The organism is Xanthomonas cissicola (assembly GCF_008801575.1).
GTDB lineage: Bacteria > Pseudomonadota > Gammaproteobacteria > Xanthomonadales > Xanthomonadaceae > Xanthomonas > Xanthomonas cissicola.
Genome location: NZ_VZPL01000026.1, coordinates 33,863 through 49,301 on the forward strand (window position 1 = coordinate 33,863; position 15,439 = coordinate 49,301).

Annotated in this window: 9 protein-coding genes; all 9 read left to right on the plus strand. The window is 67.4% G+C overall.

The annotated features are described in order from the left end of the window. Nucleotides 1-37: 37 nt before the first annotated feature. The gene (locus F7R02_RS12755) at nt 38-1,333 is read left to right on the plus strand and encodes a hypothetical protein (RefSeq protein WP_167521026.1); all 1,296 of its coding nucleotides are present in this window, start codon (nt 38-40) and stop codon (nt 1,331-1,333) included. Next, entirely contained in the window at nt 1,315-2,283 is a 969-nt protein-coding gene (locus F7R02_RS12760; RefSeq protein WP_003490750.1) for a glycoside hydrolase family 113, read from the plus strand. Before F7R02_RS12755 ends, F7R02_RS12760 begins: the two co-directional genes overlap by 19 nt. Before the next feature lie 417 nt (nt 2,284-2,700). Continuing rightward, entirely contained in the window at nt 2,701-3,879 is a 1,179-nt protein-coding gene (gene pncB, locus F7R02_RS12770) for a nicotinate phosphoribosyltransferase (RefSeq protein WP_078589285.1), read from the plus strand. A gap of 200 nt (nt 3,880-4,079) precedes the next feature. Beyond that, entirely contained in the window at nt 4,080-4,535 is a 456-nt protein-coding gene (gene bcsD, locus F7R02_RS12775; protein WP_005913533.1) for a cellulose biosynthesis protein BcsD, read from the plus strand. A 28-nt stretch (nt 4,536-4,563) separates the two neighbouring features. Beyond that, on the plus strand, nt 4,564-5,040 hold the full coding sequence (locus F7R02_RS12780) for a hypothetical protein (RefSeq protein WP_078589287.1): 477 nt from the start codon (nt 4,564-4,566) through the stop codon (nt 5,038-5,040). Nucleotides 5,041-5,125: 85 nt separating this feature from the next. Beyond that, a complete protein-coding gene (gene bcsA, locus F7R02_RS12785) occupies nt 5,126-7,270 on the plus strand; it encodes a UDP-forming cellulose synthase catalytic subunit (protein WP_005920715.1) in 2,145 nt (714 codons plus the stop codon). A gap of 44 nt (nt 7,271-7,314) precedes the next feature. Further along, nucleotides 7,315-9,642: a cellulose biosynthesis cyclic di-GMP-binding regulatory protein BcsB gene (gene bcsB, locus F7R02_RS12790; RefSeq protein WP_235857279.1), complete on the plus strand. Its 2,328-nt coding sequence runs from the start codon at nt 7,315-7,317 to the stop codon at nt 9,640-9,642. Continuing rightward, nucleotides 9,639-10,820, plus strand: coding sequence for a cellulose synthase complex periplasmic endoglucanase BcsZ (gene bcsZ, locus F7R02_RS12795; RefSeq protein ID WP_078589289.1), 1,182 nt, complete (start codon nt 9,639-9,641; stop codon nt 10,818-10,820). The genes bcsB and bcsZ overlap by 4 nt, the downstream gene beginning before the upstream one ends. Next, nucleotides 10,802-15,331, plus strand: a complete 4,530-nt coding sequence (locus F7R02_RS12800) for a cellulose biosynthesis protein BcsC (protein WP_078589291.1) — start codon at nt 10,802-10,804, stop codon at nt 15,329-15,331. The genes bcsZ and F7R02_RS12800 overlap by 19 nt, the downstream gene beginning before the upstream one ends. Nucleotides 15,332-15,439: the final 108 nt, after the last annotated feature.

The window sequence follows — 15,439 nt, forward strand, 5'->3', positions numbered from 1 at the left end:
GCGTCGCGAGAGCGGGCTGCCGGCGTTCCTCATCGCCGTGGTGGCGCTGTCGCTGCTGAGCCAGCCGTTGCTGGTGCAGTCGGTGGCCACGGTGCCCGCGCTTGTGCCGGACATCGGCGTGCCGGCGACCGGCTTGTTGGCGTGGGCGGTCGATCTCACCCTGCACCGCTGGAATCTGCCGTTCCAGGTCTGGCCATGCGTTGCGGTGGCTGCCAACGCGCTGTTCCTGTCGCTGCTGTGGCGCGATCTGGCTGGCGTGTTCGGGCGCGGCTGGGCCAGCGCTCTGACGCTGCTGGTGGGCTGCAACCCGCTGTTCCTGCTGCCGATCGCCGCTGGCGGCAGCCAGGCAGTGGGGTTGCTGGCCTTCTACGGTTTGTGCCGCACCTTGCGCCGCTTGCAGGCGCCGGTGGAAGCCTTCACCTATCTGCGCATTGCCGGTTGGTTGTGCATTTTGCTGTGCCTGGATCTGCAGACGCTGGCGCTGTCGACAATGGTCGCGCCGTGGCTGCTGCTGGTCATGCCGCCGCAGATGCTGCGCAAGGCACCGGGCTCGTTCTACCTAGTGTGCTATCTGCCGTTCGCGTTCCTGGTCGGCATGTGGGCCTACGTCAATCTGGTCGTGTTCAATGCGCCGTGGTCGACGCTGTCCAGCATCGCCCAGGCGTCGCATCCGTTGCCGCTGCCACTGGCCGGCCATGCCGACGGCTGGTTGCCGGCGGTCCGCTGGGGTGTGGCGGCCGCGGTGTGCTTCCCGGTGCTTGCGCTGGTGGCGCGTGCGCGCAGCGGTGCGTTGGCGCGTGGCGTGGTGGCCAGTGCCGGCACCGTGATCTGCGCGGCTGCGTTGTCGTTCGCGTTCGGCTGGGCTGGCTTCGATGCCCTGCTGTTGTTGTGGGTGCCGGCGGCGCTGTTGCTGCGTGCGCTGCACGCCGACCAACGCGGCCAGGCGGCCGGATTGCTGGTGCTGGGCCTGGTGGGTGCGATCTGGGCACAGCCGCAGGGTTGGGGCAGCTGGATGCGTGCCGCAGCGCCCGACGAACAGGCCTTGATGCAGGGCGAGGCCGTTGTCATGACGACGCCGGTATCGTTGCCGCTGCGTGCATCGGACGCTCCCGCGACGCAGGATGTTGATGTAGGGCAGTCGGCGATGGCCGAGAGCGCTGCGGTGGCCCCGGCTGCAACGGCAACTGACCACACTGCCGAGCCGGCCAACCCGTCGGCGGCCACGGTGGCGCCGCAGGACAAGAACAATGCATCGTTGCGTGCGACGGCGTGCTCCCGGCACGCGGCGCCGCCGAATGCCGAGGTGTCTGCTGCATGTTCAAGCGCGTTCTAAGCGTCGCAATGTTGATCGGCGTGTGTCTGCTGGCAAACGGCTGCAATGCGGCCGCGCCGACCTGGATGGGCGCCAATGTCAAGGTCTCCGCCAACGCCCCGTGGGAAAGCCAGGCTGCAGCGCAGTCGTTGGACGCATTGGCCAAGACAGGTGCAAGCAAGGCGTTGCTGGTGGCGTTCGTGTGGCAGGCCAGCCCGCAGTCCAACGATCCGGTGCTGGGCAGCGACAGCAGTGTCGACGCCATGCGCGCTGCATTGCGGCAAAGCCTGCAGGCTGGATTGCAGCCGACGCTCAAGGTGCATGTCTGGATTCCGGGGCACTGGGCCGGCGATGCCGCACCCACCGACCCGGCGGCCTGGTTTGCGGCCTACCAGAATGCGTTGCTGCCGTTGGCCAGGTTGGCCCAGGACGAACACGCCGAAGCGCTGGTGATCGGCACCGAGTTGCGCAAGTTGCAGGACGCGCCGCAATGGCCGGCGTTGGTCGCGGCGGTGCGCAAGGTCTATCACGGAAAACTGCTGTATGTGGCAGACGGCATGGAGCATGCCGAGAGCTTCCGTTACTGGTCGTTGTTCGATGCGGTGGGCACCAGCCTGTATCCGCGCCTGTCCGAAGCTGCCGATGCGCGCAGCGCTGAAATGACCGCTGCGGCGCAACGCCTGCAGCAGTTGGGTCAGCGGGTGGGCAAGCCGATATGGGTGGCCGAGCTGGGATTGCGTTCGGCGCGCGGTAGTCTGGCAGCGCCGTGGGAAAGCCCCGAGCAGCGCACGGCCGCCGTCGATACCCGCTTGCAGCTGCAGGTGTTGCAGCAGTGGCGCAAGGTGCTGCAGGCGCATGGTGTGGAAGGCATCGCGCTGTGGTGCTGGTATACCGACCCCAAGGCCGGCGGCCCGGGCGACAGCGACTTCACCGTGCAGGGCAAGCCGGCGCAGCAGGTGCTGGCGCGCTGAGGGCGACTCGCCAAACGGCTGCGCTTGCCGCAAGGCGGGCGCGGTCAGTGTGCGGGATCGCCAGATACCGCTCGCATGCTTGGGCTTCAGGCGCCGGCTACGCCACGTGATAGGGGCTCGCTTTGGTGGTCAGTCGCGCTAAATCGCGGCTGCACAGGCATGGTATGCACCTGTGATGCGCCTCAGGCGGGCGCGGCTGCGCGCGCTGGCGTTATTTTGCCTGCCTTCTGCCTTCTGCCTTCTGCCTTCTGCCTTCTGCCTTCTGCCAGCAGCTGCGCTGCGCAGGACTGGTTGAAACTCGCTGGCCGAACCTGGCAATCGCCGGTCCGCGCCTGACGACACAGGTGCGCTGCGCCGTCACGCGGGGCGTGCGCAGTGCACGCGCTGCCATCGCCGCTAAGGGCATAATCCGGCGGCATGATTATCCATTCGCTGCTCGACACCGATCTGTACAAATTCACCATGATGCAGGCGGTGCTGCACCAGCACCCGGCAGCGCAGGTGGATTACCGCTTCAAATGCCGCACTCCCGGCGTGGACCTGGCGCAGTTCATCGATGAGATCTCGCGCGAGATCGATGCGCTGTGCCGGTTGCGGCTGCGCGAGGACGAAGTGGATTACCTGCGCAGCCTGCGCTTCATCAAGCCGGACTTCGCCGACTTCCTGGCGCTGTTCCATCTGGATCGCAAGTATCTGAGCCTGACCGCATCGGCCACCCATCCGGGCGAGATCGAGCTGACCATCCGCGGGCCGTGGTTGCACACCATCCTGTTCGAGGTGCCGCTGCTGGCGATCATCAACGAGGTCTGGTTCCGCAATACCTCCGAGCCGGATTTCGAAGAGGGCCGCAGCCGCCTGCGCGAAAAGGTAGCCAGCCTGCGCAGCATGCCGGCCGGCTGCAAAATCGCCGATTACGGCACCCGGCGGCGCTACTCGCGGCAATGGCATGGCGAGTTGCTGCCGCTGCTGCGCGATGGCCTGGGCGAGCAGTTGGTCGGCACCAGCAACGTGTACTTCGCCAAGCAGTACGGGCTGACCCCGCTGGGAACCATGGCGCACGAGTATCTGCAGGCGTTCCAGGCGTTGGGGCCGCGGCTGCGCGATTCGCAGGTGGCGGCGCTGGAATCGTGGGCGCGCGAATACCGTGGCGATCTGGGTATCGCGTTGTCGGACGTGGTCGGGCTGGATGCGTTCCTGCGCGATTTCGATCTGTATTTCTGCAAGTTGTTCGATGGCATGCGCCACGATTCGGGCGACCCGTTCGAATGGGGCGAGCGCGTCATCGCGCATCTGGAAGCGCACCGCGTCGATCCCCGGACCAAGGTGCTGGTATTCAGCGACGGCCTCAATATCGACAAGGTGATGCGGCTGTACCAGCACTTCCACACGCGCTGCCGGCTGGCCTTCGGGGTGGGCACCAGCCTCACCAACGATCTGGGGCCGACGCCGCTGCAGATCGTGATCAAGATGGTCCGCTGCAATGGCCAGCCGGTGGCCAAGCTCAGCGACTCGCCCGGCAAGAGCATGTGCGAGGACATCGGGTATCTGCGCTATCTGCGCGACGTGTTCGGGTTGCCGCCGATGGCAGAGACATGATCGATCGGGGCGACACCGCAGAAGAGTGACTGCAGGGTGACCACCCGCTCAGTAAATTCCCTACACACTGTCGGGGAATGCCGGAAAAAGTGAGACGCATCTCTCGATTCGGGGGTGGCGGCCGTTAACATCATCACACGTGCATCACATCGGGTGCATGCGTCGCATGTGACGGCCCTTTTCCTTGCGAAGTCTGTTGAATGAGCGCACTCGACCCGCTGCCGCTATACCGCACGCGCAGTTGCTCCCGGCAATGGCTGGGGTTTGTGCGCGCGATGGCCGAGGAGTTCGGCGCCGAATTGTCCGAGGACGATCTGGCCCTGTTGATGGCGCGAATCGGCCGCCGTTTCGCACGCGAACAGCGGCTGGCGCCTTGCGCCACGCTGGATGACGCGCAGCACGCGGCCAATGCGGTGTGGGGCCGCTGCGATTGGGGCCAGTGCGCGTTGGAGGAGTACACCGACCATGTGCAGATCCGGCACGCGGGGGCGCCGTTGAGCGTCGCGCTGAATGGCGCCGCGTGGAGCGATGGGTTCCTGCAGGGGGTGTACGAGGGGTGGTTTCAGCAACTGGGGATGCTGGCAGGCCTGGCGGTGCAGAGCGTGCCGAGCGACACCGTCGATCTGCGCCGCCTGGTGTTGGCGCGCACGGCATGAGCATGTCTGATCGGGCAAGGAGAGTGTGATGACAGCGAAGAAGGGCAAGGACGCAATCCAACATGACGATGTGTCGGGCCTGTTCGCGCGTCTGGGGACGCCGGCGAGCCAGGGGTACCACGATTTCGCCTACACCCAGCTGTCGCCGCGCACCTGCGGCCTGACGCAGGCCCATGCGCCGGCAGCGGTCGAACCGATCACCGTTGCGCCCGATGCCGTGCAGCCGCCGGTGGGGGGGGCAGCGCCGACGCCGAGCTTGGGCATGCCGGCCACCGTCCCGGTGCCAGAGCATGCCTTGCAACCCGTCGTGACCGCAGCAGATCAGGTGCCGGATGCGCTCGCCCCGCTGCGCAAGTTGCGTCAGCTCGACGAACCGGCGCCGCGCGGCGTGCAGCCGGCCGATCGGCCCGCGCAGATGCCATTGGAGCGCTTGTTCCAGCGCCTGTTGCAGGCCGATGCGCGCAGCTGCGCGCAAAGCCCGCTCAAGCGCCTGCGTTCGCGTTGACCTGTTGCCCATTGTTCCCCGCCGCAGGCGCCCCATGCGCTTGCCGCTTGTTGTGCCGCACGCCGCCATGCCTGAAGGACGATTGATGACCGCTGCCAGCCGCCGTTCCGCATCACCTTTGCCCACGCTGGCGACCTGGGCGCTGTGGTTGCTGGGTGCGTTGCTGCTGGTGTTCGTGGTGGCCGTGCCGATGGATGTGACGCAGCAGCTGGTGTTTTCCGGCGTGTTGTTCGCGGTGGCATTGGCGGTGCGCAACCGCGGCGGGCGGGTGGTCATCCTGATGATGATGGGGATGTCGCTGGCGGTGTCGTGCCGCTACATCTGGTGGCGCATGACCCAGACCATGGGCGTGGGCAGCGCGGTGGATTTCATCCTCGGCCTGGGCCTGCTTGGCGCCGAGCTGTATGCCTTCGTGATCCTGGTGCTGGGCTATTTCCAGGTGCTGTGGCCGCTCAACCGCAAGCCGGTGCCGCTGCCGGCCGACCAGCGCCTGTGGCCCAGCGTGGACGTGTTCATCCCGACCTACAACGAGCCGCTGTCGGTGGTGCGCACCACCGTGCTGGCGGCCAGCGTGATCGATTGGCCGGCCGGCAAGATCACCATCCATTTGCTGGACGACGGCCGTCGCGACGAGTTTCGCGCGTTCTGCGCCGAGGTCGGCATCAACTACGTCACCCGCACCAATAACGCGCATGCCAAGGCCGGCAACATCAATGCCGCGTTGAAGAAGTGCAGCGGCGATTATGTGGCCATCTTCGATTGCGACCACATTCCCACCCGCAGTTTTCTGCAGGTGGCGATGGGCTGGTTCCTGCACGACACCAAGCTGGCACTGGTGCAGATGCCGCACTATTTCTTTTCGCCGGACCCGTTCGAACGCAACCTGGACACGCATGGCAAGGTGCCCAACGAAGGCGAGTTGTTCTACGGCCTGCTGCAGGATGGCAACGACCAGTGGAATGCCACGTTCTTCTGTGGTTCGTGTGCGGTCATCAAGCGCACCGCGCTGGAAGAAGTGGGCGGCGTGGCGGTGGAAACGGTCACCGAAGATGCGCACACCGCGCTCAAGCTGCAGCGCCGCGGTTACCGCACCGCCTACCTGGCCGTGCCGCAGGCCGCGGGCCTGGCCACCGAAAGCCTGTCCGGCCACGTGGCGCAGCGCATCCGCTGGGCGCGCGGCATGGCGCAGATCGCACGCATCGACAACCCCTTGCTGGGTCGCGGGCTCAAACTGTCGCAGCGGCTGTGCTACCTCAACGCGATGCTGCACTTCTTCTACGGCGTGCCGCGCATCATCTATCTCACTGCGCCGCTGGCCTATCTGTTCTTCGGCGCGCACGTGATCCAGGCGTCGGCGTTGATGATCCTGGCCTACGCCTTGCCGCATATTTTGCAGGCCAACCTGACCAACCTGCGCGTGCAGAGCCGCTTCCGCCATCTGCTGTGGAACGAGGTCTACGAAACCACGCTGGCCTGGTACATCTTCCGTCCCACGCTGGTGGCCTTGCTCAATCCCAAACTCGGCAAGTTCAACGTCACGCCCAAGGGGGGGCTGGTGGCGCGCAGCTATTTCGACGCGCAGATCGCCAAACCCTATCTGTTCCTGTTGTTGCTCAACGTGGTGGGCGTGGTGGCCGGTGTGCTGCGGCTGATCTATGTGGGTGGCAGCGGCGAGCAGCAGACCATCTGGTTCAACCTGGCCTGGACGCTCTACAACATGGTGCTGCTGGGCGCCACGATTGCCACCGCCAGCGAAACGCGCCAGGTGCGCAGCGCCCACCGTGTGCCGCTGGATGTGCCGGTCACCCTGTATCTGCCCGATGGCGATGTGCTGCCGAGTCGCTCGGTGAATTTTTCCACGGGCGGCATGGCGATCATGCTCGCGCAGCCGCAGCCGATCGAGCCTGGCTTGCCGGTGCAGATCGGCCTGAGCCATCGCGGCGTGGAGCAGACCTTGCCGGCGGTGGTGCGCCAGGATCGCGATGGACAGGTCAGCATCCAGTTCACGCAGATGTCGATGGAACAGGAGCGCTGGCTGGTGGCGTCGACCTTCGCGCGCGCCGACATCTGGCTGTCGCAGTGGGGCCAGCACGACCGCGATGCGTTCTGGCGCTCGATGGGGCAGGTGTTGGAAGCCAGTGCACGCGGATTCGGGCGACTGGGCGGGCATATCGTGGACAGCGCGCGGCAGGGCTTTCGTCCGAGGCGCGCGGTGGATCTGGAGTCGTGAGTGTGATGCGTGGTGTTTCTGTTTGCTTTACCGGGACGCAGCTGATGCGGATGTTCCCGGCTGTGTTGAGCTGTGCGTTGACCTTGCTGGCAGGCCTGGCGCATGCGCAACAGCCCATGCCTGCAACGCCATCTGCGCAGGCAGGCAGCCAGATGCAGGCAGCCACGCCATCGCAGGTGCCCGTCGCCTTCGCAGCGGCGCCGTTGCCAGGCGGCAGCACGCGTGCGGCAACGCTGCGCGAACTGGGTATCGACTACGAAATCACCTTGCGCGGGGTGCAGGGCAGCGCCGGCCTGCCCTTCAGCGTGCGCAGCGACGAGATCGTCACCGCGGCCACGTTGAATCTCAAATACAGCTACTCGCCCTCGCTGTTGCCCGACCTGTCGCATCTCAAGGTCACCATCAACGGCGTCACCGTGGCCACGCTGCCCACCGACAAGGCCAACGCCGGCAAGTTGCTCTCGGCCGATCTGCCGATCGATCCGCGCCTGGTCACCGATTACAACCAGCTCAATCTGCAGTTGATCGGCCACTACACGCGCGATTGCGAAGACCCCGACCACAGCAGTCTGTGGGCGAATGTGGATGCGGCCACCAGCCTGTCGCTGACCACCACGCCGCTGGCCTTGGCCAACAACCTGGCGTTGCTGCCGGTGCCGTTCTTCGATGTGCGCGACACGCGCCGGCTGGAATTGCCGTTCTATTTCCCGCAGCGCCCGGACACCGCCACGTTGCAGGCGGCCGGCACGGTGGCCTCGTGGTTCGGTAGCCTGGCCGGCTACCGGGGCGCGGTGTTCCCGGCATCCACCGAGGCCTTGCCGGCGTCCGGGAACGCGGTCGTCTTCGCGACGCCCGGCACCTTGCCAGCGCAATTTGCGACCGCCGACAGCGGCGTGGCCGACATCCGCGGCCCCACCGTGGCCGTGCTGCCCAACCCCAACGATCGCAACGGCAAGCTGCTGCTGGTGCTCGGCCGCAACAGCGGAGACCTGCAGCGTGCCGCCACCGCGCTGGCCTTGCGTGCGCCGTTGACCGGCGCAGTGGCCCGCATCGGCGACATCAGCGCGCCTGCGCCGCGGCGGCCTTACGACGCGCCCAACTGGGTGTCGAGCGAGCGTCCGGTACGCTTCGGCGATCTGGTCACCCAGCCCAGCCAGCTCAACGTCACCGGCTATCATCCCGACCTGATCCGGATAGGCCTGCAGCTGCCGCCGGACCTGTTCGTGTGGAAACGCGACGGCATCCCGGTTGCGTTGAACTACCGCTACACGCTGCCGGAGCAGGAAAACAAATCCGCGCTCAACGTCAGCATCAACGAATCGTTCGTGACCACGCTGCCGCTGACCGGTCGCCCGTTCGCTCAATCCACGCCGATGCGCTGGTGGAACAGCCTGGGGACGCGCGGCAGCATGCCGGTGCATCAGGACCTGACACTGCCGGTGGGCGCGTTTTCGGCCAACAGCCAGCTGCGCTTCCATTTCTTCTTCGATCGCCCGCAAGGCGAAGCGTGCAAGAACACCTTCCCGGATGTGTCGGGTGCCATCGATGCCGATTCCACCATCGACCTGAGCGGCTTCCACCACTACATGGCGATGCCCAACCTGGCGGCGTTCGCCAATGCCGGCTATCCGTTCACGCGCCTGGCGGACCTGTCCGAATCCACCATCGTGCTGCCCGACAATCCCGGCGATCAGGACCTGAGCAACGTGCTGACCCTGCTCGGGCATTTCGGTGCTTCCACCGGTTACCCGGCGCTGCATGCGCAGATCATTGGCGCCGGCGCGGTGCAGCAGCATGCCGGCCGCGATCTGTTGCTGCTCGGTAGCGCCGAATCGCAACCGTTGTTCAAGCAATGGCGCGCGCATCTGCCGATCGGTCAGGACGGACAGGCGACCCGCTTTGCGCTGACCGACTGGCTGTTCGAACGACTGCCGCGATTTTTATCCTTCGATGCGCGCCGCACCGACCTGCCCACCACCGCCGAGATCGCCCTGGAGCCGCAGCCGGACGACGTACTGCTGATGGGCTTCGAATCGCCGCTGAAATCCGGCCGCAGCGTGGTCGCCTTCCAGACCGAAGACCCGGCCAACATGAGCCGCCTGTTCGATGCCTGGTTCGATCCGACCCTGCTCAAGGATTTCCAGGGCAGCGTGGTGTTGCTGCAGCAGAACAACGTCACCAGCCTGGTCGGCAACCAGACCTATTACGTGGGGCACCTGCCGCTGCCGACCTGGCTGCGCTGGTATTTCTCGCACCACCCGGTGTGGCTGGCCTTCACCGTGGTGCTGCTGGCGCTGTTGCTGGCCTTGGCTGCACGCGTGCTGCTGCGCAGGCACACCGCCGAGCGGCTCAACGACGGTGGCGGCGCATGAGCGCGCACGCACATACCGGTGGCATGACGCGCCGTCGCCTGCTGCATGCAGGCGCATTGGCGGGCGTGGCCACGCTGCTGCCGGCAGCAGCGCTGGCGGCGCCCAGCCAGTGCGGGCCGTGGCCGCTGTGGAGCGCCTTCGTCGACAAGCACATCCAGCCCGATGGGCGGGTGGTGGATTTTCTCAATCCCGATCAACGCTCCACCTCGGAAGGGCAGTCGTATGCGCTGTTCTTCGCCCTGGTCAACAACGACCAGGTGCTGTTCGACAAGGTGCTGAGCTGGACCCGCCACAACCTGTGCGGCGGCCGCCCGGATCTCAACCTGCCGGCATGGCTGTGGGGCCGCGATGGCAGCGGCGCCTGGCGCGTGCTGGACGCCAACACCGCCAGCGATGGCGAGTTGTGGATTGCCTATGCGCTGCTGGAAGCCGGCAGGTTGTGGAGCCGCCCGGGCTTTCTCAAGGCCGGCCAGCAGATGCTGCAGCTGATCCGCACGCAGGAAGTGGCCACGCTGCCCGGGCTGGGCCCGATGCTGCTGCCGGGCCGCACCGGCTTCGTCGACAACGGGCGCTGGACGCTCAATCCCAGCTATCTACCCATCCAGGTGCTGCGTCGTTGCGCCAACGCCGACCCCAAGGGCCCATGGGCCGCCATCGCCGCCAACAGCGCGCGCGTGCTGCGCGACAGTGCGCCGGTGGGGTTTGCCCCGGATTGGACGGTGTGGGACGGCAAGACCTTCAATGCCGATCCCAAGCGCGGCAATGTGGGCAGTTACGACGCCATCCGCGTGTACCTGTGGGCCGGCATGCTGGACGCTGGCGAGCCGCTGCGCGCGCGGTTGCTGCAGGACCTGTCCGGACCGGCCGACCTGCTCGCCGCGCAGCAGACGCCGGCCGAAAAGATCGACACCGCGCGCGGTGTGGGCACCGGCGCGCTGCCGGTGGGATTTTCTGCGGCGTTGTTGCCGTACCTGAGCGCGCTGGGCAAGCCCACGCTGCTCAAGGCGCAGGCGCAGCGGGTGCCCGCCGCCACGCAGCCGGCCGCCGCTGCCTTGCCGTATTTCGAACGCACGCTGGCCCTGTTCGGACAGGGATGGCTTGAGAACCGCTACCGCTTCGCCGCAGACGGGCGCCTGTTGCCCGCCTGGAGAACCCCTGCATGCGCCGCAACGACCTGAAGCCGTTCTACCTCGCCGGCATGCTGGAGCTGTGCCTGCTCGCCGCACCGGCAGCGCATGCGCAGACCATCGCCACCCGGCAGCTGGTGGAACAGGGCAACTACTGGCACGACCAGGGTCGCGACGATCTGGCCGCCGATACCTGGAAGAAGCTGCTCGGTATCGACCCGGACCAACCCGACGCATTGCTCGGCCTGGCGCAGATCGATCTGGCGCAGGGGCGCCAGTCCGAGGCGCGCAAGCGCCTGCAGCAACTGGAAGGCGCGCATCCGCAGTCGCCGCAGGCGCAGCGCCTGCGCGTGGCGATCGGCGCGCGCGGTAGCAGCAGTGCGGGCGAAGATTCCAATCTGCGCAATGCACGTCGTGCTGCCTCTGCCGGGCGCTATGTGGAAGCGGCGCGCAGTTACGAAGCCGCCTTCGCCGGCAAGCCGCCGCCGCCGAACCTGGCGCTGGAGTATTACCAATCGCTGGCCGGCACGCCCACCGGTTGGGAGCGCGCCCGCGATGGCCTGCGACGCCTGCAATCCAGCGACCCGGACAATCCGTCCGTGCAGCTGGCGCTGGCGCAGGTGCTCAGTTACCGCGAACCTACCCGCCGCGATGGCATCGCGCAATTGCGCACGCTTGCCCAGCGCGCGGACGTGGGTGGGCCGGCACGCAGCAGCTGGCGCCAGGCGCTGCTGTGGCTCAACGCCGGCATGGCCGATGCGCCGCTGTACCAAGCGTTTCTTGCCGGTACCCCGAACGATGCCGAAGTGACCGCCAAACTTGGCCAGCTGCGCGCGCAACGCACGACGGCCACCACGCCGGCCGATCCCAACGGCGTGTTGCTGGGCGAAGGCTTCCGCGCGTTGAGCGCCAACAATCTGAGTGCAGCCGAACAACGCTTCACCCAGGTCTTGCGTGCACGTGCGCGCGACCCCGAAGCGCTCGGCGGCCTGGGCTCGGTACGTTTGCGTCAGCAGCGTTTTGCCGAGGCGCAGGAACTGCTGCGACCGGCCGCGGCCGGCAACGGCAAATGGAAAAACGCACTGGAGAGCGCCCGCTACTGGCAGCAACTGCAGCAGGCCGAAGCGGCGCGCGCGCGCGGCGATCTGGCGCAGGCGCGCCAGCTGATAGAGCAGGCGGTGCAGCTGCTGCCCAACGAGCCGGCCGGACACGTGGCGCTGGGTGACCTGCAGGCTGCCGGCGACCCGGTCGCGGCCGAAGCCAGCTATCGCAAAGCCTTGGCGCGCGATGCCGACAATGCCGGCGCGTTGCAGGGCCTGGTCGGGCTGTACAGCCGCCAGGGCCGCCTGCAGGAAGCCAGCGCCTTGTTCGACCGGCTGCCGGCGGCCGAGCGCGCCAAATCCGGTGGCCAAGCCTTGCTGCGCTCCAACGTGCAGCGCGCCCGTGCGCGTCAGTTTCTGGACGCCGGCGATGCGGTCAGCGCGCAGACCGAGCTGGAAGCGGCCATGGTCGAGCGTCCGGGTGATGCCTGGATCCGTCTCGATCTGGCGCGCCTGTACCAGCAGGCTGGCCGCCCGGATCAGGCGCGCAGCGTGATGGACGGCCTGCTCGCGGTCCACGGCGACCAACCCGAGGCGTTGCACGCCAATGCGCTGCTGGCGCAGGAAAGCGGCGACTGGCAGGGCGCCTACGACAGTCTGGATCGCATTCCAGCCGCGGCACGCACGCCGGCGATGACCCAGCTGCGCGCCACCGCATGGATCGAATTGCAGGCGCGTCAGGCGCGGCAGCTGGTCGCGCAGGGCAGGGTGGGCGAGGCGCAGCAGTTGCTGGCGCGTACCGAAACGGCGCTGGGCAATCAGCTCGACGATCCGCAACTGCTGGCCGCCCTGGCTGGCGCGCATGCCGACGCCGGCAACACCCAGCGCGCGCTGGTGCTGGCACAGCGGCTGGTCGCCGGCGCCAGCCCGCGCATCGAAGACCGCCTGCAATACGCCAGCGTGCTGCTGCGCGCGCATCAGGACGCCGAGCTTTCGGCGGTGTTGCGACAGCTGCAGGCCACCACCATGACCCCGGAGCAGCTGCGCCGCTACCAAGGCCTGCGCAGCGCCTACACGCTGCGGCAGGTGGATGCATTGCGCGAGCTTGGCAATCTGGAAGGCGCCTACGACGCGTTGTCGCCGGTGCTGGCGCAGCAGCCGGACAACCGCGATGCGCAGGCCGCGCTCGCGCGGTTGTACGCGGCCGCCGGCGAGCACCGCCAGGCGCTGGCGATCTACCAGCAGATCCTGCAACGTCAGCCCAGCGATCTGGACACGCTCACCGCCGCCGCCAATAGCGCCGCCGTGCAATCGGACCTGCGCGATGCAGAGCGCTATCTGCAACGCGCGTTGGCGCAGGCACCGGAGTCGCCGGACGTGCTCGCGGCCGCCGGTCGCGTCTATCGCAGTGCCGGCAAGAACCGCAAGGCCGAGCAGTATTTCCGTGCAGCGCTGGCGGCGCAGCAGCGTCAGGCCGGGCAGCTCGACAATGGCCTGGCTTCTGCACGTGGCCTAGCTACCGTTGCCGCATCCGGTCGGCCGCTCAACCCATTCTCCGGCATGACCGGCGCCATGCCGCGTTCGCCGGCGATGCTGTCCGAACGCATGGACGCCGGCAGCGCCTACAACGACGTCGCAACCGCACCTGTCGCATACATCGCGCCGCTCGCCATGCAGCCCGGCGCCGCACGTGTCGCGACTGCCGCACCCGTCAATGCCGCCGCCGATCTCAGCAGCGACGCGTTGCCGCAACCGGTGCGCGCCAGCACCGTGCCTTCCACGTTGCCTGCGCCCAGCAGCCGCTTGCGCGCTTCCACGCATGGCGCGCTGCCGGCCGTGTCGGGCAGCGATCTGCAGCCGCGCAACATCGCCGCGCAAGCACTGTCCGCGCGCAGCAGCGGCAATAGCGTGCTCGACGAATTGCGCGCCGTGCAGGCGGAAAACAGCGACGGCCTTGCCGGCGGCGCGCTGTATCGCGCGCGCGACGGCGAAGACGGCCTGGGCCGTCTGGACGACATCGAAATGCCGGTGCAGGCCGAATTCGCAGTCGGCGAGGGCAAGCTCGGCGTCACGCTGACACCGACCGTGGTGGATGCCGGCACGCTCGGCACCGACTACGCCACCGCCAGCCGCTTCGGCACCGGCCCGCAGAGCGCCATCGGCGATGCGCTGGCCGCCAACCGTGGCCCGATCGACACGCTGGTCGATTCGCCGGTGTATCAGTTGCTCGCCACCGAAGGCGATACCGCCGCCACGCGCGAACGCCTGCGCCGCTACGCCTTGAATACCGGCCTGTTCAATGCACTGCTGGTGGAGAACAACAACAGCACTGCCGCTGCGCTGGCTGCATTGGCCAACGAGCCGCTGCCGGCCTACCTGCTCAGCATCAACGCCTCCAACACGCCGATTGGGCAGCTGGCACGCGACATCCTGGGCAATGCCGCGCTCAGCGAACAGCTGGGTGCAGGCGATGCGGCCGCATTGCGCGCGCTGGCCGGCAGCACGGCCGCCGCGCAGCAGACGCCGACCGGCCTGGCCGACACGCTCAATGCGATGGCCGCCAGCGGCAACGGCAGCCGCCGGCTCAGCCAGGACGACACCGGCGTGGGCGTCGGCGTGCGGTATCGCAATGGCGGTTTCAGTGCCGAACTGGGCAGCACCCCGATCGGGTTCCAGGAGCAGAACCTCATCGGTGGCGTGGGCTATCGCGGCGAGCTCGGCGACACCGTCAGCTGGTCGGCCGAGGCCTCGCGGCGTGCGGTGACCGATAGCGTGCTGTCGTTTGCCGGTGCGCAGGACGCACGCAGCGGGCGCCAATGGGGCGGTGTGACCAGCACCGGGCTGTCGCTGTCGGCCACTGCCGACAACGGCCTGCTCGGCGGCTACGCCAACCTTGCCGCGCACCGCCTGCAGGGCAACAACGTGGCCGACAACGACCATCGCCAGGTCGACCTGGGCTTCTACGTGCACGCGCTGGAGACCGAGCATCAATCGCTCACCGCCGGCGTCAATCTGACCACCATGCAGTACGACAAGAATCTCAGCGGTTTCACTTACGGCCACGGTGGCTACTTCAGCCCGCAGGACTATGTGGACCTGGGGTTCCCGGTGCATTGGAGCGGGCGCACGGCCGGGCAGACGGTGAACTGGAAGGTCGACGCCAGCGTCGGTGTGCAGCACTTCAGCACCGAGGCCTCGCCATATTTCCCCACCGACCCGACCCTGCAACAGGCGGCCTACGACGCCGCATCGCTGGCCGCGCTGCTTGGCCTGGTCGATCGCTACACCGACCCGGTGTATGCGAGCGAAAGCCGCACCGGCGTGTCCTACAACCTCAGTGGCGCGGCCGAATGGCAGGTGGCGCCGCAGCTGTTTCTGGGCGGGCGGCTGACCTTCAACAATGCACGCGACTACAACCAGTTCAGCAGCAACCTCTACCTGCGTTTCGTGATGGATCGCCTGGGCGCTGCGCTGGGGCGTGCGCCGCAGGTGCTGACCTCGCCATATGCGGCGGAGCATTGATGCGCCGGCAAGCCTGGCGCCTCGCTCCGAAGACGCGCAGCAGGGTTTGTAGCCAATGCACGCAGGCGGCGTGATGCCGCGCGTGCATGGGGTCCGCATCCTCGCCTG